This is a genomic window from Pedobacter polysacchareus (assembly GCF_019802255.1).
GTDB classification, from domain to species: Bacteria; Bacteroidota; Bacteroidia; order Sphingobacteriales; family Sphingobacteriaceae; genus Pedobacter; species Pedobacter polysacchareus.
Genome location: NZ_JAHYSS010000003.1, coordinates 483,453 through 509,300 on the forward strand (window position 1 = coordinate 483,453; position 25,848 = coordinate 509,300).

At 41.0% G+C, this 25,848-nt stretch carries 21 protein-coding genes; 5 read left to right on the plus strand and 16 right to left on the minus strand.

Annotated elements, in window-relative coordinates; all coding sequences use genetic code 11:
• Positions 1-17: 17 nt before the first annotated feature.
• On the minus strand, positions 18-1,370 hold the full coding sequence (locus K7X70_RS09745; RefSeq protein WP_222536875.1) for a RagB/SusD family nutrient uptake outer membrane protein: 1,353 nt from the start codon (positions 1,368-1,370) through the stop codon (positions 18-20).
• An 18-nt stretch (positions 1,371-1,388) separates the two neighbouring features.
• Complete coding sequence (locus K7X70_RS09750) at positions 1,389-4,457, minus strand: SusC/RagA family TonB-linked outer membrane protein (protein WP_222536876.1); 3,069 nt, start codon at positions 4,455-4,457, stop codon at positions 1,389-1,391.
• Positions 4,458-4,953: 496 nt separating this feature from the next.
• On the opposite strand from K7X70_RS09750, the gene K7X70_RS09755 reads away from it, so the two are divergent.
• Positions 4,954-5,547, plus strand: a complete 594-nt coding sequence (locus tag K7X70_RS09755) for a DUF4136 domain-containing protein (RefSeq protein ID WP_222536877.1) — start codon at positions 4,954-4,956, stop codon at positions 5,545-5,547.
• A gap of 23 nt (positions 5,548-5,570) precedes the next feature.
• On the opposite strand, the gene K7X70_RS09760 is transcribed toward K7X70_RS09755, so the two are convergent.
• Positions 5,571-5,858 (minus strand): hypothetical protein, encoded by a 288-nt coding sequence (locus tag K7X70_RS09760; protein ID WP_222536878.1) that lies wholly within the window; start codon positions 5,856-5,858, stop codon positions 5,571-5,573.
• A 137-nt stretch (positions 5,859-5,995) separates the two neighbouring features.
• On the opposite strand from K7X70_RS09760, the gene K7X70_RS09765 reads away from it, so the two are divergent.
• On the plus strand, positions 5,996-6,253 hold the full coding sequence (locus K7X70_RS09765; RefSeq protein WP_222536879.1) for a hypothetical protein: 258 nt from the start codon (positions 5,996-5,998) through the stop codon (positions 6,251-6,253).
• 9 nt (positions 6,254-6,262) lie between these two features.
• Here the strand turns inward: K7X70_RS09765 and K7X70_RS09770 are convergent, their stop codons facing one another.
• From K7X70_RS09770 to K7X70_RS09795, 6 genes are all read right to left on the minus strand, one after another.
• On the minus strand, positions 6,263-7,051 hold the full coding sequence (locus K7X70_RS09770; protein WP_222536880.1) for a hypothetical protein: 789 nt from the start codon (positions 7,049-7,051) through the stop codon (positions 6,263-6,265).
• Positions 7,052-7,055: 4 nt separating this feature from the next.
• Positions 7,056-7,583 carry a hypothetical protein gene (locus K7X70_RS09775; RefSeq protein WP_222536881.1) on the minus strand — a complete coding sequence of 176 codons (528 nt, stop codon included), beginning with the start codon at positions 7,581-7,583 and terminating at the stop codon, positions 7,056-7,058.
• A gap of 14 nt (positions 7,584-7,597) precedes the next feature.
• Complete coding sequence (locus K7X70_RS09780) at positions 7,598-8,104, minus strand: hypothetical protein (protein WP_222536882.1); 507 nt, start codon at positions 8,102-8,104, stop codon at positions 7,598-7,600.
• A gap of 202 nt (positions 8,105-8,306) precedes the next feature.
• A complete protein-coding gene (locus tag K7X70_RS09785; RefSeq protein WP_222536883.1) occupies positions 8,307-10,070 on the minus strand; it encodes an ATP-binding protein in 1,764 nt (587 codons plus the stop codon).
• 47 nt (positions 10,071-10,117) lie between these two features.
• Positions 10,118-10,903 (minus strand): exodeoxyribonuclease III, encoded by a 786-nt coding sequence (xth, locus tag K7X70_RS09790; protein WP_222536884.1) that lies wholly within the window; start codon positions 10,901-10,903, stop codon positions 10,118-10,120.
• 13 nt (positions 10,904-10,916) lie between these two features.
• Complete coding sequence (locus tag K7X70_RS09795) at positions 10,917-11,105, minus strand: hypothetical protein (RefSeq protein WP_222536885.1); 189 nt, start codon at positions 11,103-11,105, stop codon at positions 10,917-10,919.
• A 174-nt stretch (positions 11,106-11,279) separates the two neighbouring features.
• On the opposite strand from K7X70_RS09795, the gene K7X70_RS09800 reads away from it, so the two are divergent.
• The gene (locus K7X70_RS09800; RefSeq protein ID WP_222536886.1) at positions 11,280-11,741 is read left to right on the plus strand and encodes a helix-turn-helix domain-containing protein; all 462 of its coding nucleotides are present in this window, start codon (positions 11,280-11,282) and stop codon (positions 11,739-11,741) included.
• 58 nt (positions 11,742-11,799) lie between these two features.
• Positions 11,800-12,258 (plus strand): MaoC family dehydratase, encoded by a 459-nt coding sequence (locus tag K7X70_RS09805; RefSeq protein WP_222536887.1) that lies wholly within the window; start codon positions 11,800-11,802, stop codon positions 12,256-12,258.
• A gap of 67 nt (positions 12,259-12,325) precedes the next feature.
• Here the strand turns inward: K7X70_RS09805 and K7X70_RS09810 are convergent, their stop codons facing one another.
• From K7X70_RS09810 to K7X70_RS09840, 7 genes are all read right to left on the minus strand, one after another.
• Complete coding sequence (locus tag K7X70_RS09810; RefSeq protein ID WP_222536888.1) at positions 12,326-13,543, minus strand: GAF domain-containing sensor histidine kinase; 1,218 nt, start codon at positions 13,541-13,543, stop codon at positions 12,326-12,328.
• A gap of 259 nt (positions 13,544-13,802) precedes the next feature.
• Positions 13,803-16,733 carry a M16 family metallopeptidase gene (locus K7X70_RS09815; RefSeq protein WP_222536889.1) on the minus strand — a complete coding sequence of 977 codons (2,931 nt, stop codon included), beginning with the start codon at positions 16,731-16,733 and terminating at the stop codon, positions 13,803-13,805.
• Between the two features lie 29 nt (positions 16,734-16,762).
• On the minus strand, positions 16,763-17,977 hold the full coding sequence (locus tag K7X70_RS09820; protein ID WP_222536890.1) for a TlpA disulfide reductase family protein: 1,215 nt from the start codon (positions 17,975-17,977) through the stop codon (positions 16,763-16,765).
• A 4-nt stretch (positions 17,978-17,981) separates the two neighbouring features.
• The gene (locus tag K7X70_RS09825) at positions 17,982-19,322 is read right to left on the minus strand and encodes a RagB/SusD family nutrient uptake outer membrane protein (protein WP_222536891.1); all 1,341 of its coding nucleotides are present in this window, start codon (positions 19,320-19,322) and stop codon (positions 17,982-17,984) included.
• Between the two features lie 8 nt (positions 19,323-19,330).
• Positions 19,331-22,987 carry a SusC/RagA family TonB-linked outer membrane protein gene (locus K7X70_RS09830; protein WP_222536892.1) on the minus strand — a complete coding sequence of 1,219 codons (3,657 nt, stop codon included), beginning with the start codon at positions 22,985-22,987 and terminating at the stop codon, positions 19,331-19,333.
• A gap of 186 nt (positions 22,988-23,173) precedes the next feature.
• Positions 23,174-24,430 (minus strand): FecR family protein, encoded by a 1,257-nt coding sequence (locus K7X70_RS09835; RefSeq protein ID WP_222536893.1) that lies wholly within the window; start codon positions 24,428-24,430, stop codon positions 23,174-23,176.
• A 64-nt stretch (positions 24,431-24,494) separates the two neighbouring features.
• A complete protein-coding gene (locus K7X70_RS09840; protein WP_222536894.1) occupies positions 24,495-25,085 on the minus strand; it encodes an RNA polymerase sigma factor in 591 nt (196 codons plus the stop codon).
• A 247-nt stretch (positions 25,086-25,332) separates the two neighbouring features.
• Between K7X70_RS09840 and K7X70_RS09845 the strand changes: the two genes are divergently transcribed.
• Positions 25,333-25,779, plus strand: a complete 447-nt coding sequence (locus K7X70_RS09845; RefSeq protein WP_222536895.1) for a BLUF domain-containing protein — start codon at positions 25,333-25,335, stop codon at positions 25,777-25,779.
• Positions 25,780-25,848: the final 69 nt, after the last annotated feature.

Consider the following 25,848-nt stretch of genomic DNA (forward strand, 5'->3'; position numbering starts at 1 on the left):
TCTTAGGCTTAGAAAAATTACTCAGGCTTCACAAAAACATAAGTAGCATTGGCATCTACCGGAACAGTGGTAAATGGCAAGGATCGGAATGGCATATTCTTCCTTTTGAAAAAGAAAAACAGTTGTCCTTCAGCGATAAACTCTTTTTGGTATTCTTTCCTGATCTCTACGTTTAAACTGTCGAAGTTCAATGCAGTTAAGGTGTATTTCGGTAAGTTCCTATGGATTCTTACCGAATCCAGCAAGGCGGTAGCGGTTACTGCATCTGTAGCGTTTACGGCACATTCAGCAGCGATATAATACATTTCTGTTAAACGCATCATGGGAAATGAGGTTTTCGAGCCCAGCGCTGAAAACTTCCTTGGCATGAAAGGGAAGCCTGTTCCTAATGAGGTTAAAGGATCCACAAATGACTTTCTCCAATCTGCAATTACGCCACTCCCTGTTGCATATAGTTCCGTCTGCCCTGCAGCAGAAAGGCCAAATTTTAATTGTCCACCCAATACGGCTTTATGAAAAGTTTGTGCCTGAGAAATGTAGAGACTAAACAGCTGTTCAGTAGGAAAAAACAGATCTGTACTATTTTTAGCAAATGCGATCTTATTGCTCTTGATGATCGTATTGGAATATGCGGCTGCATTTTTATAATCCCCTTTATACAAGTATAATCGGGCCATCAATCCTTTCACCACCAGATTGTTGATTCGATAATTGGTTAAATCCTTAGGATCCAGCAAAGTCTCGGCAGCATTTAAGTCCTCCAGGCATTGATCCAATCCTGCCCCTACTGTCCCTGCTGCTATATTTGTGGAGCTGATACTGGTGACATAAGGAATCCCAACTGCAGAAAGCGTTCCGGCAGCCGGGGCTGCAGCAAATAAGCGCAGTAAATCAAAATGTAAATACGCTCTCAAAGCCAATGCTTCTCCTTTAATTTTCTGGTAATTATTTCCGGTAAACAGACTTTTCTTACTTTCCAAATTGACCAGCAGGTTATTCAGGTTGGCAATCGACTGGTACATATTTATCCAGACCTTAGTCGCATAAGCTTTTAAAGATGGATCCTGAAGATTATAGCGGGCACTTTGATAAAACAAATCACCGATATTTTCATTGAGGTTTGCGTCATAACTTCTGCCCAGTACGGACAATACGCCTATCGTCAAATCCCGTCCGTAAAGGGATTCTGCTCCCATTTGCAGATACACTCCATTTAATGCTTCCTGAAATCCTTTTTCTGTAGAAAAAATAACAGATTCATCCACCTGCAATGGCTCTGGTGTATTGCTGATCCATTTTTTACAGGACGCAGTGCTGAGCAGGATACATACCCCTGCCATGGCTATTATTTTGGTTCTTAAATTTTGCATGAAACTGATGTTGAACATTTAAAAATTCGCATTTAAAGAGAAAGTATAGTTGCGCTGGAAGGGGTAGTAAATCCCGCGTTCCATTTCTGCACCGCCCAATTCAAAAGCATTGTTTACTATACATCTAAGGCCAATGTTTTTAGCTTTGATTCTATTTGCCAGCGTTTTAGGCAAGGCGTAACCCAACATGATGGAGCCACACTGAAGGCGGTCGTCCTTTTGTACCATTCTGGTACTTGCATGGGTTGGCCGCTTCATTTCCAACCGGTCTGCCAGCGTTTGGCTGTATACTTTTGCGCCCAATTGGTAATTAAAATAGAGGCCTGCTGAAAACTGTTTGAAGGTGGCATCGGTACCAAATGAACCTGTTAATTCAGGCAGCAGATCCCCTGCCAGGATTTTATCATTTGCATCCCAGATGGTGGTACTTGATCCATCCTTTTTCTGGAATACCTCCTGCCCGGTTTGCGGGTCGATGCCTAATGATTTTACGACCCAGATGGCCGTTGGAGAATAACCGATCAGGTATTGAGCCTGAGGCTGGGTTTGATCAGCAATGGTATTGTTATTCTTGTTCAGCAGCAATAAATGAGGAGCAACTTTGGTTACCTTATCCTTGTTCCACATTCCATTTAAGCGGAAGTTCCAGTTCAGGTTGTTTGCGGTCGATTTATAAATCCTGGCGACTGCGTTAAACTCCAGCCCTTTGTTGGCGATGCTGCCGGAATTCTGATAGTAAGTATAGTTTACAAAACCAGTAGAAAGCGCAGAAACATCAGGGAGAATCAGTTTGCTTGTTTTTTGCTGGTAGATATCTACGCTCAGCGCAAGCCTGTTGTCAAACATCGCGAGGTCTAAACCGATATTCTGTTTAAGCGTTTGTGGAGATTGCAAATTATCATTTGCATAACCTGTTAAATAATTGCCCAGACCACGACCAATGATGCCTGAACCACTACCAGCAGGGATGTATTGCTGATTGGTATAGTAATTATAGGTAGTTCTATTCAGGTAAGAAAGAAAATACTGATTGCCTGTCAGGCCAAGACTCGCTCTGATTTTAAGTCGGTTGATCCAGGTCAGCTGTTCCATAAAGCTTTCGCGCTGTACATTCCAGGAAAGACCGGCAGCCCAGAAGCGGGCATTGCTGTTTCCCCCAATTGCCGAATGCATGTCGTTGGCTCCGGATAGGTCTAACTGATATCGCTCAGCATAGCTATATACAAAGTTGGCAAAGCTGGAAGCATAGCGCGTTACAATTTTACCTGCATCAGGTTTCTTGTTTAAATAGCCAATTCCAAAAGCAATATCTGCTAATCGGTCCACATTAAAGCCCTGTACAATTAGTCCGGTAGATTCGCTCGAGGTTTGGATTAGGTTTTGACCTGCGGTTGCAAATACTTCATGCTGTCCAAACTTATTATGGTATTGTAAGCGCAGTCCACCTTCTACATTTAAAAATGCATTGGAGGTATAATCATAGGAGCCCCTGGTAAAGAGGTTGTCTACCGCTACTTCCGCAAAAGCAGTATGATTGGGCGGTAAAAAGTGATTCAGTTCATCTAATTGTTTATTGATACCAATCACTCCATTCAACTGTAATTTTTCGTTGAACACAAAACTCATATTGGTGACATTACTAATCCTGGAATAGTTTGCGGCATCTGTGGTCGCAAGCGTAGTATTGTATGCCGGATTCATATAACTCGTATCCAGCTTTCCGATGGCCACCTGCTCTAAAACCTTTTGCATTTTCCCAGTAACCGGATCATATGGACTCCAATATGGGCTCAGCTTCGCATAGTTAGCTAGAGTTCCATAGGCTGAATTTGCATCCGACGCAGAGAGGTAAGAAAATTGATTATTAAAAGAGAATGATTTGAAACGGCCTCCAAAGTAAGCGCCCAATTCAGTAGTCTTTCTAAAGGAACCTTTCATGCTCCCCTGTTTATCATTATAAGCAGCACTTACACTGTATACCATATCATCATTTCCACCACTAAGGTTCAGGGAATGTTTCATTCCAATCCCCTCTCGTAATGGAATTTCCAACCAATTGGTATTTATCCCTTTATTATAGGCCTGATCATAGCGTTTCTCATACAGTGGCTGTAGGTCGCCGGCATAAAAACCTGCCCTATTTTCCAGTTCAAGTCTCTCTTTAGCATTTAGGAGCTTGTAAGAAGAGAGATCTGCTGAGGCAATTTGCAGCTCCGAAACGATGCCTACATTTAAAAGTCCTCTTTGAGGCTTTAGGGTTTGAATTACAATCACACCGTTTCCTCCACGCATCCCATAACTTGCAGTGGCCACCGCATCTTTTAGCACAGTTACACTGTGGATTCTGTTGATGTCATAATCCAAGGCAGTTTGCAGGCTCACCTGATTACCGTCCATGATCACTACCGGGCTACCCGATGAAAGTATATTTGCGGCGATGTAATCCCCTGAAGATGGCGCTAGCTGTACGCCAGCCTTAGCCGTTCCATTGTTGACAATAGCAGCCGCATATGGAAAGGTATTTGTGCCTCTTAACCTAATTTCAGGAATTGCATTTGGATCTCCGCCCTGCAGGTTACTTCTGGAAACCACCAGTGAGGGCACATAATACTTCAAGGCGTCAAATACATTAATGACATTGACCCTGCGCAGCTCTTCTCCGCTAATGGTAACTGCAGCTCCTGAGAACAAGGCGTTCGGTCTGCTGTAAAAACCAGTGTTTACAATGGAACCATCTGCTGCTTCGGTACTTTTCTGCAGAAAAACAGACATCGTGCCCCTGCTCAGCTTTTTCACTAATCCATAATAGCCAGGTTTACTGAAAACGACGACTGAATCTTTATCAAGATTTTCAAAAACGGTAATCCCGCTATAGGTATAGTTTGTCTGTAAACCGATCCGTACCCTCACGCTATCCACTAAAGTCAGGTTGTCCAGGTCCTTCACACTAATAACGACCTCTGGATTTTGCGGAGAGTTGTCCACAACTTTTTTCGCGATTTTTGGATCTTGCTGTTGAGCAAAACTTGTTTGAGGACTCAGGTAAATACTTACCAAAGTGAACAAGCCAAACACTTTTAGTTTCATTGAATAGTTGGTTGGTATAGGTTAGTTTGAATAGGTTTTAAAACACTATTGAAATACCAAAAATATACTACCAGACAATAAAATGGAATGGAGAATCACGGGAAATGACTGGATTATACTTTGAAAACAGTGGATAAAGTACAGGCTATACCGGCAGTCTCAAATATGCTTTAAAGCAATAAATAGCACTGAATTTATTCAAAATCCAATTTATCTACAGAAATTATCAATATGATATATTCAGTACACTATGAGGCAACCGATTACACTTTATCATATAATTTTAAGCACAAAACAGCAGGGACATCCTTTGACCTACAACAGAAACGAAGCCGCTATAAATGGGTCTCGTTTTTTTCTGGCCTTCCTTTTGTTTTCCCTACCGTCATTGCTATGTAATTCCTACTTTCAGCTTCCTAATTAGCCCTAAAAATTTCGTAAATTAATGTAAAAATCAGGCATGGGTATTTTCTACTTTATTTAAATACACATCAAAATGAAAAAGCAACTATTTGTAGTACTGGCATTGTTGGCCGTGCTGACTGCCTGTTCGCCTTACACCTACTATTCAGTGAGTAATCAACCACTGAACACAGGTTATAAAACCTATGCCTGGATTCCTGAAGGCCAGTCTAAAACCACAAACGTCTATAATAACGACATTGCTACGGACCGGATTGTAGAAACAGCCAGTCAGGAACTGAACCAAAGGGGCTTAACAATGAACAATAAAAAACCCGACTTATTGGTTCGATATACAGCGATTGTAAACCGGGAAACCAGGATATATGACGAGCCTGTTTATTACTATTCCCCATGGGGAATCGGTTCTAGAATGGGCTATTACTGGGGCAGGTCAGCTTACTATTACAACTACTACAGCCCTTTTCCAATATATGTTGGCAGCAGTCCAAGAAGAATAACTGTAAAAAAAGGCAGCATTATCATTGATCTCATAGATCGTAAAACATCTAAGGTCATCTGGAGAGGCTGGGCTGAGGGACTGGTAGATAATCCTGAGAAGGCAGTGAATGACTTGCCGCAAGTAGTCAGCAATATATTCAAGAAGTTTCCCTCAGAATTTCGTTAGTCGTCCGCAGTTGATTCATCCTACTATATTCTATTGGTTGCAATTTTGATTTGCTCGCCGATTTGCTGCACCACGTCCTGTTCCAGCAAAATCCCCGCATGTCCTGAGGTTTCATCATATTTATAAATTGGATGCGGAAAGGGATCCAGGTCATCCGCGGAGATGGCCTCCCAACTTTCTCCCTGCCCCATAAAAATCTCTCCAACAAGTGCGCCATGGTAGATTATTTTATAGCTGCCTGCTTCCTCTGGATGAATGTTTAAATCCAGTTTCTCATTTCCGATGGTGATCATTATATTAAATGGATCCATGATATTATTTTTGGTACTAGAAAAACAATCTTAGCAGCAAGTAGTTTCAGCACCTCAAAATTAAACGCGCAAGGAACCTTTAGCGAACTAACAATTTAGCTTGCGGGTTGTTTATTTGATCAAACAACACGTTCATCATGGATCATCAGGAAGAAAGCTTTAACATATCGGTAGAAATCAATCAGGGATTGGAGCCATTAACCTTCACAATTATTCCTGTAGATGATGCTTCGCTCAGTAATAAAGGGGCATTAAGTTTTAAAGTCACGAGAGACAAAGAAACATTGGCGATCCTTAAATCCGATCAGCCTCATTCCTGGCAGCAGCTGGAAGGCAAATTAGATCAAAAAGATGTCAACGCAGTTGGCCTGGCTATTGACGCACATTATGGATAATTTAAAAGATTATCCACCAATCCTTTTAAGCTGAATAAACTTTGCCGAACATTCTCCAATTTTGGTATAAGCGTTCATGGAATTACCTGAATTCTGGATGGTAATTTCTCCATCACTTAAAAGGCCGCCAATGGATGTCGGCAGCGCCTGTGTTTCTTTTGACTCCGCATCAAGGTCGTCATCGCTGATTGCCCCCGTATTGTCTTCCCATTCAATTCCGTTGAAATTTATATAAACCAATTTTTCATCCAGGCTTCTGCTAAAAGTAACTTTTCCTTTTAAGGTCCTGACCGGACTTACAAAATGGTAAACATACGAACCATTAACTTTTGAGATTTTTATAGTTAATGGACAACCAGATTCAGCATCAAATTTATAGGTGCCAACCAGCGTTTTAGGCAAAGTGGGAATGCTTTTATTGGTCTGCTTTAATTGGATTGGAAAGGTTTTTTTTATGGATAGATCCTCCCATTTGCCAAGAAAAGTATTACCTATCAATTTCCCGCTAATTTTTGCCTTTTTTTTCTGCTGGTCATCTAACTCATATAGCAGCACATCGCCATTATGAATAGTTCCAATTAAGTTGATCTCTACGCCTATTTTATTATAATAATAGAAGCCAGTTATTTTACCGTTTATGCTTTTCAAGCTAAAAACAACATCAATTTTACGATTTATGCTACCTATAAAATTTTTATTAAAATCGACCTCTGCCAAATTGGTTTTACCAATGCTGTCTGATGCTTTTACTACACCTAAAATGCTGAGGAAAGCAAATAAGAAAAACAATCTCTTCATGATATTAATCTTTAAATTCTACCCAGTTTTTATGAAAAAAAATGGGGGTTAATATGACCTCATCCTTTATTAAATTTGCCTCTATAAAGTCGCCAGACTTTCTAACATATTTCAGGCGTGTATTTTCCATTTCATTAGAAGAATAATAAGCCCCATACTCACAGCGATAAGGATTGTCTTTTACATCACTTGTAAACACGGATACCAATAGCAGTTTCCTTGAATTCGTATCGGGCTTCTGATAGCCAAAAATTTTATAGTCGGCTCTGATATTTCCGAAAATATTTAACGAACTGTCGCTTCTGTAGATGATCGCTTTTTGAATAAACTCTTCGTTAATTTCATTTTGAACATCCGCTTCAGTTTTTTCTATTTTCGTTGGAGCAGGCTTAACGGAATCTCTTTTTATGGATTCTACCTGATTGTTATTAGTTGAGCCTGATGTATCTGCTAATGTAGTGGCGTTCTTTTTTTGAGTATCACCACATCCAAAAATGACGAGCAGGAAAAGAAATAAGGGCAGCTTGTTCATGTTGATGGTTCAGGCTAATTTTTATTATTAAAATATTGGTTGATTTCAAACATCCAATCTCCACCATAAGCAAATAGCACACAAACAATGAACAGGATGATGGCATAAGCAATGATTTGTTTAAGCAGCTTGTAATTCTTGACTTCCTTTAAAAAGAAAAAATTAAAGAGCATAAATACGATCGCGGTAATCACACCTGAAGGGACACCTACCCAAACAGCGATAATGCTCGCAAATGCGGCAGCAGGATAAGCCAGATAAAACACGACAGGCGCAATAATAGCGCTTAAAAAAAGAAGTAAAAATCCCTTATAAAAGTCTTTACCCAACAGACCAATCATCAGGAGCAACAGCGCCAGGAATAGGCCGAGAAAGGTATAGGTAAAATCCTCCAGGAAATTACTTTCTTCTTTTTGGATGGGGAAAATAACGCAGGTACTGATGAGGAGGGTAAAAATCCCTGCGATCAGTATCACCTTTCTTGGAGTGGAAAAATTTGCTAGTAATTTTGTATTTATCATCAGTTTATGCTTGCGCTATAATAGTTATTTTTTTTTAAGTATGATCATCTAACCACCTGATGCCAGATTCATTCATAAAGTACTATTTATTATAGATTTTATACCTGAATTCCAGGGTTACCGCTAGATTTAGTTCAGCCAATTATGAATGGATATCAATTCAAAAACCTCGATGAAATGTGTATTTTATCGAGGTTTTAAATCAACGGCGCATGGCCACCTTTTCCAGTTTTTCTCTGAGCTCATCGGGATAAAAAGGTTTCAGCATAAAATCATCAAGATACTGGGATCCAGGATGCAGCTCCACAGAAATATCAATTGAAGCCGTTAAAGCGATGATATAACTGCGGCTTTTGACCGGATCATTTAATTGCCGGATTCTTCTGGAAGCTTCAAACCCATCCATTACCGGCATATTAATATCCATGAATACCACATCGTAATTCCCGTTTTCCACAGCCCTCAAAGCCTTTTGGCCATCCTGGGCAACATCACCTTTCAAATTCCACCTGGCCAGTGTTTTTTGCAAAACCATCACATTGATTTCATTGTCTTCTGCAATTAAAATCCGCAAATGACTGATGTCGATATCCGCAGGTTTCAAACCTGGATTTTCCTGCTCCTTAGAATTTTCAACCTTCTTCATACTGAGCTGAAACTTAAAAGTAGTCCCGTGTCCTTCCTGACTTTGAAAAGTCAATTCTCCACCATGTAGAAACACCAGTCTGCGGGCAATACTTAACCCAAGTCCGGTGCCATGATATTGCCTGTTATTATCATGTTTTGCACGAAAATAGGGTTCAAAAATATACCCAATTTGATTCTTAGGAATACCAATACCAGAATCGCTCAGTTCAAATTTAATGGTACAGACGTCCTGGTTCAGTTCTTCGAGATGAACATTGATTTTAACAAATCCATGAGCTGTAAATTTAATGGCATTACCGGCAAGGTTAAATAGGATCTGCGTTAATCGGCCTTTATCACCCAAAAGCAAAATTCCTTTCAAACGATCATCTATCACCAGGGAAAAATCAAGACCTTTTGCGGAAGACCTATATTTTAATGCCCCGTAAACATTTGTCAATAGCTGATCCAGGCGGAAAGCATGGAGCTCTAGCTTTTCCATTCCTGAATCCAGACGATTAAAACTCAGAATATCATTTATAGTTGACATCAGGTTTTCAGCGGAAAAATGTAGAATGTCAAGGTTTTCCTTTTGCTCGGATTTTGGATCATTTTCCAAAAGCACATTGGTGATTCCAATCACTGCATTTAAAGGCGTACGAAGCTCATGAGACATGGTGGAGAGGAAGTTGGTTTTATCTTCCGCAATTTTCTGCGCTGACACCAAAGCATTTTTCAAATTGGCGGTCAGCAGCTGCTCTTTCTGGCTCGTACTTTTAAATGCCCTGAAAAAAAAGTAATGGATAAAAATCAGCATCAGGAAATTAATGATGATGGAAAAATTATAAGAGTAAATATTTATGGACTGTGTAGCAAAGGGAAGTTCAAGCCTGTAAAATTGCTGGAGTGTAAATAAAATCACCAGCGGCAAAGTATTTAACAAGGAATAGAACAGCCCCCAGCCTGCACCAAGGATATAAAATCCCCCAGTAACAATCATCATCACATATTGAACAGTCACAATATTGATCCCATTTTTAAGCAAAAGCAAGTTCGACAAAATGAAGCACGTTAAGCAAAAGATGAAATAATGTCCAACCTTTTTCCAGGGGACTTTCATAAAGATCATCACCAGTCCGAAAATGAAAAGCATCATTAAAATACTGATCCTATATAACAGGATATTATGCTCTGTGAAGAAGTACAAGGCAAAAAGCAGTACACTTAAAATAGAAAAGGCAGATAGTAACTGCACCAGAATCGCAATCCTTGCTCTGTTGAGCAGCGTGTGCTCCATTCTTAAAATTGCATCATATCTTTTAAAGAAGAAGCTGAACATCTGTTGAAAATTTCATGTATAACAGGCTGCAATATATTTTGTTCTAATTACGTTTTCCTGCTCTCCAGCAATTCAATCCAAACTGGTGCATGATCACTTGACTTTTCCCAGCCACGCACTTCTTTATCCACGCCAGCTGACAATAGCCTGTCGGCCACTGCCTGATTTAATAAAAAATGATCGAGCCGCAATCCGGCATCCCGTCCATAAGCATTCCGCATGTAGTCCCAAAACGTATAAATCCTTTCTGTAGGGTACAGCTCTCTAAGCGCATCTGTCCAGCCTTGCGCAACAAGCCTGGCAAAAGCAGCTCTGATCTCCTTTCTGAACAATGCATTGTCGACATATTTTTCTGGTTTATAGGTATCCAATTCAGTAGGGATGACATTGTAATCCCCGATTAACATCACAGGTAACTTTGTCGCCAGTAAGGTTTTTCCATGCGCTGCAAGGCGCTTGAACCATCGCAACTTATACTCAAACTTAGGTCCGGGGTAAGGGTTGCCATTGGGCAGATATAAACAGCCTATGACCATTCCGAATGTGAAGCCCTCCAGGTATCGGCTGTGCGTAAAGGAGTCATCCGCTCCAGGCAAATCATCCCGCAATTGCCGTATTGGTTCTTTTGATAAGATCGCTACCCCATTCCAGCTTTTTTCGCCTTTCCAAATCGAATGATAGCCAGCCTCCTGAATCGCGGACTCCGGAAAATGCTGCTGTTCACATTTCAGTTCCTGTAAGCACACCACATCTGGCTGCGCCTGAGCCAGCCAGCGAAGTAAATTACTCAGGCGCCCCTTGATGCCATTGATGTTATAAGTTGCAATCTTCATTTATAAATTAATGTTACAAGCCCCGGTTGTTGATCAGGTATTCCTTGATCTTTAACTCATCATCACCGACTATCCCACGAGCTTCAGCAATTGCTTTTTCGTCGACATTTTCTTTTTGCATCAACTCCGAAATGATTTCTCCTGGTCGTTTGTCCTCTTCAGGGATCCCTGGCTTGTTGCCCGTATTTTTTTGCTCTTCCATATCTTATTTGTTTAACTTGTAACATCCCATGGGAAACAATAGTTTTTCATTAGCCAGGTAATAACAAACAAACTATTAAACTGGGCATCAAGCAAATCCATAACCGCGAGGTTTTTTGAAAAACAAGACCTGTATTTAGCTGTTATTAATCAGCCAACATTCAGACGATAGAAAATGAGCGTAATCCTTGGAATAGAAAAACTTAAAAATCAGTTAGATGAGCAGCAGCTCGACTTATTAGAACAGGCTGCCGAAATTCACAAACAGCAGTCAAACATTACTTTCTGCATCCTTGTTGTGGAAGCGGATTCGATACAAATTGAAACCAGTCAGGCAGAAAACCGATCTGGAAAATACGCCAAAGAGGCTTCCCTGGTGAAAAGAACCCATGAGGTTTTTGACAAATGGCTCCCTAAATTTGATATCCAGGTCATTCCAGCAACCTATATGCCCTCCCCAACCAGTGTAGTTAATCCTAAATGGCTGGAACAAAAGATGGAAGAGAAAGGAGTACGTATCAAGCAGATCGCTTTTGATACCGGTGTAGATCGCGAAAGCATTGCAGACTGGGTATCAGGAAAAAGATCAATGAGCCAGATTGTAAAGGCAATGTTTTACTATTACCTCAGCAAATAATGATATATTGCTAATGCTACAATTTTGATAATTATTACAGACAAACCGCTCATACTTAATGAAAATTATTAACAGTTTCGAAGAATACAAATCCTACCTAGGGAAAGAAATAGGTATTTCCAACTGGCATACGATTGATCAGCAGCAGATCAACAAATTCGCTGATGCCACGCTTGATCATCAATGGATCCACGTAGATCCGGAGAAAGCGGTGAAAGACGGTCCATTCGGGGGTACCATCGCCCATGGTTATTTAACCTTATCGTTAATACCTTACCTCTGGAAGCAGATTGCCGACGTGCGTAACATCAAAATGGAAATCAATTATGGCATTGAGAGTTTCAAGTTTGGACAGCCAGTTCTGGTAAATAGTGAGGTGCAATTAAAGGCAAAACTAATTTCAATTGCGGATTTAAGAGGCGTAACCAAGGTCGTCATCGAGGCTACCTTAAACATAAATGGGCAGGCTAAGCCGGCTTATAACGGTAATGTCGTTTTTCTTTATCACTTTATTTAATTACGCGTTACAGATGAAAAAACCTCAAGAAATGCATTTCTTGAGGTTTTCTTTATTTTGTATTCCGTTAAGCGGGAATCTTTTGAAAAGGTATGCTCAGCTTAAAACAAGCGCCTGATCCCTCCAGATTGGAAATGTGCATGGTCCCACCTAAACCTCGTACGAGATGCTTCACCAAATCCAGTCCGAAGCCATAGCCTTTTTCACCACAGGTTCCGTTAGTACTGGAAAGGCTTCCCTCTTCGAGGTGCTGAAGCGCCTCTTCGCTGATGCCCGCACCTGTGTCTGAGATCATCAAGTCCAGTAAATGCTGGTTTTCTTGTTCGATTAAACTCATATCTACTTTAACCAGGCCACTTTCCGGAGTAAATTTGATCGCATTGGAAATCAGATTACCTGCAATTTGCAGCAGTTTATTTTTCGGGAAAGCGAATAAGGCATCCCCTTCGTTCAGCTGTATGTTCAGGCGAATGCCTTTATTTTTAGCCTGGCCGCCATAAAGGTCTTCCAATTTGCATTTAAATACATTCAGGTTGACTTCATTTTGTGCCAATTTTTTCCCTTGCTCATCTTCTGTCAGGATTTCATCGGCTAATTCCAGCAGTGATTTGCTGCTTTTGTGAATCAATTGAATAAATTCCAGTACTTCGCTCAGGTTGTTTTCATTGCCTTGCTGAACGATGATGCTAGACAAGCCAATGATGCCTGCCAGTGGTCCACGAATATCATGCGCAACTTTACTTTTTATTTCATTGGCATTTTTCACCTGCCCTTTCAATTCCTTTATTGCCTGATAAGTTTGAATGCGGTTGATCACCTGATCGGCAATAATTTTCAGCATTTCAATCTTCTCAGGGCTCATATTTTTAGGTTGAGTGTCTACGACACATAAAGAACCTATCTGATACCCCTGAGGATCTGTAATCGGCACCCCCAAATAATACCTCAGTGACATCGGTGGCTTGGTAAAATCTTTATCTTCAAATCGCTTATCAATTGATAAATCGCAGACTTCAAATTGCGATTCTCCCATAATGGTATATTGACATAGTGATTCTTCTCTAGGCACTTGCTGTATTTCCAGCCCATGACCGGAAATCGTCCATGTGGTATAGGAGTCTATGAGGTTGATCAGCGAAATTCCGGTTCCCGCTACTTTAGCAGCGAGCATGGCTAAATCTTTAAATTCTTTAGATAGTTCGGAATAATCCAGGTCAAGCTCAGATAAGCTCAATAGTCTTTGCATCTCATTTTGAGGCAAGGGAAAAGTTTCTTTTAGCATCATTTCTTTATAACGGCACAATATTAGTATACTTACTAATAGTATCAAGTTTTAGAGCTAAAATTACCTATTATATTCCAGAGATCCTGTCAAATGCATCATTTCAGCATGTCTCCGACCTCCAGATCACTTAACTGGAGCATGAAGTTAAAGATATTGGTCCTTCATTCTGAAAAAAAAGGCCGGTTTGCTGAAGTGCCCCCAATAAGTGTCTAACTTTTTGGGGGCACTTCATTGCACCAGCCTTGAGGTTTTTAATTTTTTAATAGCCAAACAGCGTTTCTAAGGATAAGCTTTCCACTTTTCCATAATTCGACAGTTGAGAAAGCGGTAGGTTTTTCTGCGAGCCTACGATACAATATGTGTAGGCCTGGTTTGCAAAATAATCCTGGTGCAGCTTTTTAATCGCTGAAAAGGAGAGCTTTGGAATCGCTGCATAAGCCTCTTTCCTTAAATCATAATCCAGGCCTTTGCGCTTTGCATCGATATAACTGAATATAATTCGATCTTCCATGATTCTTTCTGTTTCCAGGTTAGTGGCAAGACTCATTTTTGCAGACTGGAATGCCTTTTCATTATAAGGCAAATCGTTGAGTAAAGCATTCATGCCTTTAATGGCATCATCTACCTTGTCTGCCTGACAGCCGATAAACGCAGTCACGTAAAACTGGTCTTCTTTTTTTCTTGGTTTTCCATATACCGCACTCGTACTGTAAGCTAGAGCTTTCGATTCGCGCAGGGTTTGAAAAACGACAGAACCCATGCCAAAACCGAAGTAGTTATTGAACAAGTCGGCAGTTACTTCCTGTGCTGGTGCATATACATTCGCATTGCGATACCAGCTCACATCGGCCTGCAGCATATTATAATCTGTAAACAGCACCTTATTTTCATTTTGCTCCAGCTTTTTAAAGGCCATCGCCTCAGGATAAGCCTTAAACTGCGTTGGTACCTGATGATCTGCCTGAAGCAATACTTTATACTCAGGCAATCCTGCTGGTCCATAATAAATTACGCTGTATTTATATTGAAAAAGATCCCGAAGTACCGCGATCAGTTCTTCTGGTTTCAGGTTGTTAATTTCAGCATCCGTCATGGTAAAATTATAAGGATTGTTTTTGCCATAAGCCGCATAGCTTAACATGGCCTGCATCATACTTCCCTTGTTTAGCTTGTTGTTCTGACGATTTTTTAACAGGTTTTCTTTCATTGCAGTAAATGCAGACTGATCTACCTGGCCATTTGATAAAACTTCTTTCAGCAATTGCATCGCTTTGCTGTAGTTTTCCTGTAATCCAGTTAAGCCGATGGTAGTCACCTGATTGTCTACATTCAGGAAGAAATTACAAGCCAGTTCATAGAACTTTTTATCGTGACTCAAAAAGCTGAGGTACGCTGCTGCGACTGGTAAAAGTTTACTATTCCATTTCCCCATTTCGAATTGAAAATACTGACGAAACAGCTGGTTGTCTTTGTTTTGTACTGCATAAATTTCCGCCGCTCCAAATTTTCCATGCTGAATGTCTTTTTGGAAATCGAGCCATTTCGGAGCAATGGTTTCCGCTGGAATCTGTCCAACCATTTTCAGGAAATCTGATTGTGAACCTGCATTGGTTTCTACTGCAGTAATCGGTGGTTTTTCTACTTTATCCACCTGAGGTCCCTCTCCTTGATACTTATTTAATACCACATAGTTGTCTGCGAAAAACGCTTTTGAGAAACTAACAATTTCAGCCTTGGTTACTTTTTCTAAATCATCAATTCTGGAAACTTCCTGAATCCAGTTTTTGCTGTTCGACTTGATATAATCACTCATCAAATCTTCTGCTCTTGACGCGTTATCTGCTATATTATTTAAGGCAGTCAGCTTCTGATTGGCCACGATGGCCTTCAGCAGTGCGTCGCTAAAGTTTCCGGTTTTCAGCAACTCAATTTGTGCCAATACTAAATCTTTGACTTCTTTTAGGCTCTGCCCTTCCTTCGGCGCTGCATAAATGGAGAATATCCCATAATCTTTATACTGTCGGGTGTAAGCTCCAGCCTGCAATACCTTTTGTGGCTGCGACAAGTTTAAGTCCAGCAGACCAGCTTTTCCATTGGAAAGGATTTCAGCCACCAGACCAGCCATCAATGCGTTTTTGGTTCCGTTGGCCGCAATGCGATAGCCTAAAGCCAGACTTTCAGAAGTGGGGCCATAAATATCCTGTACAATCGGTCCTGCCAATGGCTTTTCTGCTACAGGCTTATATTCCTTAACAGGCGCCGCTTTCATATAGCCCATATACTGATCGATCTTTTTCACCAGCTCGTCCGACTTGAAATCTCCCACCATAATCACCGCCATATTATTAGGCACATAATAATCGTTGTAATATTTCCTAATCGCTTTCAAAGAAGGATTTTTCAAATGTTCAATCGTGCCGATGGTACTTTGCTGACCGTAATTATGCGTTGGAAACAAATAATGGTGCATCGCCTGCTGGATTTTCCATCCATCATTGTCCAGGGATTCATTCTTCTCCTCATAAACTGCTTCCAGCTCAGTGTGGAATAACCTGAACACCGGATTGCGGAAACGCTCTGCCTGTACGGTCAGGAATTTATCTACCGCACTGGAAGGAATATCCTCTTCGTAAACAGTTTCTTCTACCCAGGTATGCGCATTCGTGCCCTGGCCACCCATTGCGCCCATCAACTTATCATATTCATTCGCAATGGCATATTTTGAGGCCAATACAGACACTGAGTCTATCCCTCTGTACATGGCTTTTCTTTTCGCCACATCTGTTGTTTTGTTGTATTGTTCGTAGCGTTCTTCGATTTCCTGAATCAGGGGCTGCTCTTTTTTCCAGTCTAAAGAACCATATTTATCCGTCCCTTTAAACAGCAAATGTTCGAGGTAATGCGCTAATCCTGTATGTTCTTTCGGGTCGGTATTACTGCCCGCCCGCACTGCAATTTTGGAAGTAATCCTTGGTTCTTTTTTGTTCTCACTTAAGATGACGGTAAGGCCGTTTTTTAACGTATAAAATCTGGCCTTCGCAGGATCATTTGTAATGTATTTATAAGAATAGCCAGCCGATGATGCTGTTTTCCACTGGTATTTGTTTGTTTTATTTTGCGCTCCGGCCGATAAAGCCGTAAAAAAAATTAGCCCGATAATCAGGCTAATTTTAAAGTTAGGTGTGTTCATGTAAATTTCAGGTTTACCTGTTAGGTTAACTAGTGTTTAAATATTTCCAGTAATTTTCTTTCTAAATCTTCCGCACGAAGGTCATAGGCAATGATCTTCCCATCTGGATTGATGAGTATACTGGCAGGAATACCCTGAATCTCGTATAAGTCTGCAGCTTCATTCTGGAAGCCTTTCAGTACAGAAATCTGTGTCCATGGCATTTTATCCTCTTCAATAGCTTTCAGCCAGGCTTCCTTTTTATCATCAAAAGAAACCCCTAAAATCTCCAGTCCATCTTGCTTATAGCTATTGTAAGCCCTTAATACATTTGGGTTTTCCCCGCGACAAGGTCCGCACCATGATGCCCAAAAATCCACAAACAGGTATTTTCCTTTAAAGTCGTCTAAGCTGACAGACTTCCCTTCTGGTGTAAATTGACTGAAGTTTTTATAAGCGATATCCACTGGTTTTTTCTCCAGTTCACTGATATAATATTGAACACCAGCGAAAACCTGGTATTGCTTTACTTTTGGTGTTAAAACCTTTACCAGTTCCTTTACAAATACCAGATCTTCGGCTTTCTGCTGATCAACAGCGCTTACTTGTGTACCTGCTGATAACAATTTAGTTAGTGCAACGGCACTGAAATAATCGTCCGGGTTGGCACGAACAAAGTCTGCTAATTTTAATTTATAGGCACGCTCCAAAACCATTCTTTTTTCCAGTGAGGCCAGGAAAGCTTTCTCATCGACTGCCTTACCTTGAGCTCTTAATTCCGCCATCGCAGTCCACACACGTTCCTCTTCCATTAATGGTTCAGAGACAGGCTTGATAAAAGCTTCAAATTTCCTGCGCTGCAATTCAATCTGACTTTCGCCAATCACACTGTTCTTCAAGGAATCTTTCGAGCTGATTTCATTCTTTCCAGCTTGCACTAACATCCTGAATTTATCAATATGTTCCAGATCGTTGTACTTCTTATAAGACTCCATCACCAACTTATTTCTGCTATAACCTTTAGGGCTGAATTGAAGTTCTATAGATTTAGGTTCTTTAATTACAGGTCCTTTGATGGTAAATACGCCATTAGTTAAGACTGCAGAGTCTCTCACCAACTTATTTCCTGAAGGTCCTCCAGCATAGCTGATAAATACTTTAGCTGGCGCTGAATAATTCCCGATTTTTCCTTTAAGCGTAAATGGTGCCTGTGCTGCTGAGATGATTGGCAGCAGACACAGACTATATATGATCGTTCTTTTCATTTTATTATCTTGGATTTAACTTCATGTTTGGATTAAACAGCTGGGTTTGTAAAGGAATCTGGAAGGTATATTTCCCGCTTCCTGGTGTTAGGGTTTCAAATACTGTAGTGCCATTTGGCGCATAGCGAAGCACTGGCTGCATTCTTTTTTCTTTGTCGAGGCGTTTCATATCACTCCACCTCAAACCTTTGAAAGCCAATTCTCTTCGGCGTTCCAGTAAAATCATATTCAGCGCCTCTTCCTGGGTTGCTGCTTCCAGTGGCTCGTAAGCTTCTGCTGCAATGCGATTTACACGAATGCTGTGATTCAGGATGTCCATCCCTTCATCGATCGCTCCGCTTCTGATCAGGCACTCTGCTTTATTCAAATAAATTTCAGCGTAAGTAATGCCTCGGTTTGGATTATAATTGGCATTTTGAAAACTAACCACACCAGCATCAGTTGCGGTAAAAAGCTTCATGCGCAAGTCTGCACTTTGGTCGAACTTCGCCAACAGCTCATTTGAAAACCTATATCTGGAATTCGTAGAGTAGCGTAGAAACAGCTCCTCCGGGCTCACATTCGTTTGTGGAAGGTCATTAGAAGAGGCGTAATCGTTATAATTCAGCAACACTGCATTTCCACTGGCAATCACCAGATCCGCATATTTTAAGGCATTCGGATAATCGCGCATGCTCATGTAAATGCGCGACAGCATTCCATAAGCGACATTTTTAGTGATCCTGGTTTTATTGATATTCTGAGTTGGTAAATCCGGGATTGCTTTCAGAATGTCTTCAATTAACTGATCATAATGAGCCTTTAAGGTTGGACGATCTGGCAGCGCAGCGTTCTGATCTGTAGAGACTACGAATGGCAATCCCAAGTCTGATGTGGCAGTTTGTGCATCATAAGCCGGTGCAAAAAGGCTCAGCAAATGAAAATATGGGAAAGTCCGCGCCACCAATGCTTCCGCATAAATCTGCTTGCGTTTTTGCGGGGTACCGTCTGTAGCACTGAGGACGCCTTCTAAAATCACATTTAGGTTGCTGATGTTATTGTAGTAATCCGCCCATGCTGCAGGTCTGCTTTGTGAGTTTACATCTAAATAGGTTTTCCAGAAATAAAGATTGGCATCTATTGAAGTTTCCGTCTGCGGAGTAAAAGTCACATTGCTGATGTCATCATACGTAAAAATCGTACTTGAATAAAACGATCGGGTAATGTTAATATCATCCAGCAGCAGCTCATAATCATTGGTTTTTTCAGGAATAATAATTCCTACAGGCTTTACATCAAGAAACTTGCTGCAAGAGGCGCTGATCATCACAGTACAAAAGAGCACTAAAGTATATATCTTTCTCATAGCGATCATTAAAAATTAGTGGTTAAAGAAAAAGTATAAGCAGGGACCACACCAAAGTTCCGGATGCCACTTCTGAAGTCGATGGTTTCAGGATCTACGTCGTTTCCGCTAAACACATATTTATATGGATTCTGAACCTGAATAGCCAGTTTCGTTTGGTCTAAGCCCAATTTTTTAGAGAATTCCGGCTTCAGTTTATACGTCAGGGTTACATTGCGCAGGGCGATGAAATCCATCTTTCTCACAAACTCAGCAGCATAGGTATAGCCGTTGATTGCCGCATAATCGAAATAGTTTTCGGTCCCGTAAACAGGGATACCTGGCATACGGGTATTCAGCTCATCCCCTGCTTGCTTCCAGAAATCCTGTGCGCCATTGATTGGCCTGAAGGCATTGTAGTTTGGTGGAGCAATCCTGGCTACATGGCCGCCATAGTACATGAACAGCATCGACAGGTCAAAATTACCCAGTCTGAATTGGTTGGTTAAACCCAGAACATATTTAGGATCTGTGGTTCCTGCATAGTGAAGTGCAGATAAAGGAATATCCACCACATCCCCAAAATTGTTTCTCAGGATTACATTATTGCCATTTCCATCATCCACCATCGGCTGTCCCAGTTCATTCAATCCTTTATAGTTATAGGTGAAGATGGCGTTTAGTGGGTATCCTTCTACACTTTGTCCGCCGTTTACCTGATTAAAGGTAGTTGGAGAAGTATTTACTCTATATTTTAACACCTCATTCTTGTTGAAAGAAGCAGTAAGCTGCGTACTCCAGGAGAAACGGTCGTTCAAGATATTTACACTTCTCAGGTTCAGCTCCAATCCTTTATTCATGATTTCCGCATTGTTTACCAATTGGTTGGAGAAACCTTTTGTGGCATCGGTAGCGAGGTAAGAAAACACATCTTCCGCATGTTTGATATAGTAATCCACACTTCCAGAAACGCGATTTGTACCCAGTCCGAAATCCAATCCGAAGTTGTAGTTGATCGTCTTTTCCCATCTTAAACCGCTGTTTGCAGGGGTCTGTACATAGTAACCGAGGATCGGTTCCGGTTGCGCCTGACTATTAATCCTGTTGTTCAGAATGTTATAAGGGCCGCTTAATTTGATAATGTTACCATTGTAACCAGTCGCCACCCTTAGTTTAAGCTCATCTAACCAGGAAACATTTTGCAGAAAATCTTCTCCTTTGATGTTCCAGGCAGCTCCTGCCGACCATAATGGGGTGTATCTGAATTTTGGATCAGAACCAAATAAATTGGATTGATCGATTCTTAAACTACCGGTCACACTGTATTTCTTATTAAAAGTATAAGCGCCATTTGCATAAGCGGACACAAAACGATCGTCGCGATAAGTCTGGTTAAAAAAGTCGCTGTAAGAAGAATAGTCGCTCAGGTAACCAGAAAGCGGAATCAGCTCATACATGTAATCCGGAGCAAAGTTATAGTTTCCTAATAGCCCGGCATCGAAAGGTTTAGAGGTCAGGGAGCGATCATCATAACCGAATAAGGTGTTACGCTCGGTACGGTAAGTCATTTTTCGCTGTTCTACACCTGCCAGGAGTGATAAATCATGGTTATCATTGATCAACTTGTTGTAAGTTGCCTGTGCCCTGATCGTGTAAGCCTCGGTGGTGTAGTTATTGGTTTGTTTAGAACCTCCTTTAGGAATCCTAAATTCTGGCCCGTTCTGTCCGGCTTTAGCAAAATAGTTTAAGCGCATTCTGTTTTCATACGCAGACTCAGAAGAAATGAAATTATTGGTACTTAAACCTTTCTCAAAGGCACCACCAAATTCGATATTCAGGTCTTTAGTAATTTTCGCTTTAAGGTTACCCTGAAAACGGAAGTTATTGCCTTTAGTTTCATTCGAATAATCTACAAAGTCGTTATAAGGGTAATAGTTACCATCATATAGCCCCATTGCGATATTCTGCTGGTTTTTCTCTGCGTTTATACTGCCATAACTGCCATCATATCCGAAATAAGGACTGTTGCTGTAAGGTCTCAGAAAAGTAGCAATTGGGGTTCCGTTAGCATCTAAAAAGCCTTCATAAGGTTTTATCGCCATATAATCAGGAACATTTGGACTATGGTCATTGGTGTTGGAATATACTCCCTGAACATCCAGGCTCAGTACTTTCAGGAAATCCATTGAACCACGATAGGTTAAGGTCGTTTTATTAAAGGCCGCACCTTTGATCAGCTGGTCGTTGTCTACACGGTTTACACCGAAGAAATAGGTCGCATTTTTTGTTCCGCCGCTGGCGTTTAAATCCAATGCCCTTAAATAACGGTTTTGCTGAAATAGCTTTTGGTAGTCTTTGGTATTGTCGTAAGCCGCGTACTGGTTAAAGATCGCATTTGCTTCCTCCTGCGTGATGACCCCATTCAATAAATCATCCACTGCAGCATATACCGGCGTATAAGTTCCACCTTCCAGGTCAAAATTCTCCTTGGTCATGAAGTTATTGACGATGTTGTTCTTCGCCAGACTACCTTCTAAATCAACAAATCCGCGACCAGATAATAAGTCCAGCTTATTAAAATTAGGTTTTGGTTTAAAGGATACGGTAGAATTGAGCTGAAACTTTGGAGCGCCTTCAATCCCCTTCTTGGTCATAATGATAATCACACCATTGGAGGCACGCACCCCATAAATAGCCGCTGCCGCTGCATCTTTTAACACCGTTACCGACACCACATCGTATGGATTGATTGACTCCAGACTGATTTCAGTTGGGAAGCCGTTCAACACAATTAATGGTGATTTTACCGCATTGAAAGTTGATACGCCACGAATGCTGATCGGACTGCTGTCTTCACTGCCCGAAGCATTCACATTCATTACCAATCCGGCCAGTTTACCTTCCATGTTTTCCAGGACATTGCTGTTTACCGGAATACTCTGTTTGTAATCATCACCAGATAAAGTCGCAAAAGCACCAGTCAATTGCTGGCGTTTAATGGTTTGATAACCATTGCTAACCACCTGTACCTGGTCCAAATTCACCATGCTCGGTTTTAGCGAGACCTGAATGAACTTTGAGCCTTCCACTTTTACTTCCTGGCTTTGATAACCGATGTAGGAAATGGAGAGGAATGCATTTTCCGGAACACCTTTCAGCAGGAAGGAACCGTCTGTAGCCGAACTTGATCCAATACTGCTGTTTTTCACGCGAATAACCGCACCTGGCAGAGGGTTACCGGACTCGTCAGTCACCTTGCCTTTTACTTCTAAAAGCACAGTAGCAACATCAGCTTTCCCCCCTGGTTTTGACTTAATGACAATAGTTTTCTGGTCAATCACATAGGTCAGCCCGTAGTTTTTAAGCGATTTCTCCAGCACTTCCTCAATTGGCGTACTGTTAAAATTGGCGTTCATTTTCCATTGCTGATCTACTTGTTCCACAGACCACAGCACATTGTAGCCCGTCTGTTTTCTAATCTCGGTGAACAGCTGTTCCAGCGAGATGTTGTTCTTTGTTAATGATACCCTTTGTGCAAAACCACTGGCACTCACCTGCATAAAAGTGGCCAGCAGAATTACGCTCATCAGCTTCAAGCGCATAATTATTTGTGTTTTATCTGCAACCATTAGCCGCCGGAAAACCGGCGCAAAGGGCAGTATGATTTTAGTATAAATTTTATACATTTATAATCTTGTTTTTCGTGAAAAATTCTACAGTAATTTTTTCCGGCGCGTAGCCATCAGGCTAAACAAGCATCAGAACGGAGGCGTCGGAAGCGCCTCTGTTTCTATAGAGCTGTTTAGCCTCGACCATTTAAGGCCCAGATTCGCTAATTTCTTCTGTCATTTGTTGTTTGGTTTGGTTAATAATTATTTATAAGCGGTAACAGTTCTTCCTTCGATTTTAAACTTCACATTTCCGGTGAGTTCCAGCATTCTTAATACGTCGGCCAGATCCTGAAAACGGTCTACCGTTCCAGCAAAACGTACGCGTTTGAGCGCCTCATTTTTAAATTTGGTGTCAATATTGTACCATCGGGATAGTTTACGCATGATGCTGCCCAATTCTTCATGTTCGAATAGGAAATAGCCTTCTTTCCAGGCCACAGCTTCTTCGATCTGGGCTGCTGCCAGCGATAAACCATTACTGTTCGCATTTACCTGAGCATCTGCGTTGGTATTGGAATTCGCATCTGGATTGGTATTGGCATTGGCCAGCAAAGCGCGCTGTCCGGGTTTAAGCATCAGGTGTTTCCCGGATTTCAGATCCGTTACCCCCACCGATCCTTCCAGCAATGTGGTGACTACCCTGGCCTCTTCCGGATAGCTGTTAATGTTAAAATGTGTACCGTATACTTGCACCACCTGGTTCAGACTGCGCACCTTAAAAGCTTTATTTTTGTCTTTCGCCACTTCAAAATAAGCCTCCCCTTCTAATTCTACCATGCGTACTTTCCCCTCAAATGCCAAAGGAAACCTGAGGGTACTGGCGGCATTCATCCATACTTTTGTGCCATCTGGCAGCATGATTTTATATTGACCGCCTCTAGGTGTGACCAGTACATTCGAACCTTTGATCCGGGCATTGAGCTGCTGTTCTACAGGTTGGTATAAGAGAAAACCATCTTTGGTTTTAGAAATCCCATTTGACCGATATTTTGCTTCATCTCCAGCTTCCAGCTCTGCCAGGCTAAACCTGGTACCATTTGCCATGGTCAGAAAAGCTTTTTCAGTTCCAGGCTTCACAACGGAAAGGACTTCTTGTTTTTGGGGCTGATTTAAAGAATTTACGTAAATAAACAGGATGGTCGACAAGCTGATCAGCACTGCCGCAGCACTTATTTTTAGCCATAACGGTCTTGAATTCGGCTTCAGCTGGATGGTTTTCTGTTCTTTTTCAGGAGCGATCCTGACTGCTGACAGTATATTCCTGAGCATGGCCTGACTTTCTTCCGCATTAAAAACAGGCGTTGTTTCTTCGGGATTTGCCCAGGTTTCGGCCGTTAACTCCTCAAAAGAGGATTCATTGGCGGGATCTGCCAGCAAGCTGAACAGTTCCTTTTTTTGTAGGTCGCTAAGTGTATTCGCGCGTTGTCGCGCCCTTAAATAAACGATTCGTAAATTCATTATTTGTCGGTATCTAAACATAAAGACACCGAAATTATAGAAAAGTGGATGTCAGGTCAGAAAATTATTTTTGCATAAAACCCATCATCATCCAAAGTGCGAGATAGGAAAGATGCATTTTGACAAAAGTAGCCACACTCTTTAAAGCCAATTGCTGGTATTTTTTCACAGAATCCGGACTGATCATCAATTGAGCGGCAATTTCATGGTTTTTGAGTCCTTCCATGCGAAGTCGGAATACACGCTGCTGCTGAGGAGGCAGCGTTGAGGTGGCTTTTTCAATCAGCTGCAAATAATCATCATGGTCAAGATCGCTCTGCTCCTGTTCCACATCAGGCAATAACATATTATAAGCTGTTGCTTTTTTCTGCTCCCGCTGAATTTTTCTAATGCAGTTTAAGGTGTAATTTTTACTCAGCACAAAAAGGTAAGCATCAAATTTCTGTATTTCCAGCAGCTCCCCTCTTTTTTGCCATACCTTGATAAAGATGTCCTGTACGATCTCCTGAGTCAGTTCCTTAGAGCCTATTATAGAAAATACAAATCCCGAAACCTGCTGCTGGTAAGCATCAAATAACTTCGAGAAAGCATCTTCGTCTCCGGCAGCCACTCTGCGGAGTAAAAAGATTTCATTGGGAATAGAATTTAGTGACAATGCTTTTTTTTAAGCCCTAAACTTATGAAATTCTTTTGGATGGCGCATAATCCATTCCAATTTCCAGGGCTCAGCAATCAGACATTCTGGTAGATATGGCATGCTTTTTAAATTGCCATTCACATTATTTGAATTAAAGTATCGGAAAGGTAGAGATAATACCTATATTAAGTTGTATAATTTCATTAATGAATTGGGCATTAACCACCTAACATGAATTAAAATACCTTACAGAAAAACGGTATATATGGACGAGGACTTCTATTATTTAGTGTATTTAAGTAAATCAAAATCATTGATGCAGCAAGATCATCTTATCTTTTTACTTGATCAGTCTAAAAGAAATAATGCAGCCAGAAATATCACGGGTATGCTGCTTTACCTGGAAAGTCTCTTTTTGGATTCCTTTGCAGGCCGCTTTATTCAAGTTCTGGAAGGCAAAAAAAAAGACGTGACTGAAGTATATCATATCATCAAAAATGATGAAAGACATTTCGGATTAATTGTATTGAATGAAGGTGTTTTGAAAAACAGATATTTTGAAAATTGGGCTATGGGTTTTAGATGTTTAGATGAGCATATCGTTTACCCTGATTACATTAGCCCAGAGAAGATCTTTGCTCATCCTAGAGAGTTGTTGGATGCCAACCACACCTTGAACTTCTTACAATCTTTTTACGACATGAACATTTAAGCTCAGAAAAAAAATACTTGCCATTTATAACCGAAAAGTTCTAGGACTGTTATTAAATTGTATTATTTT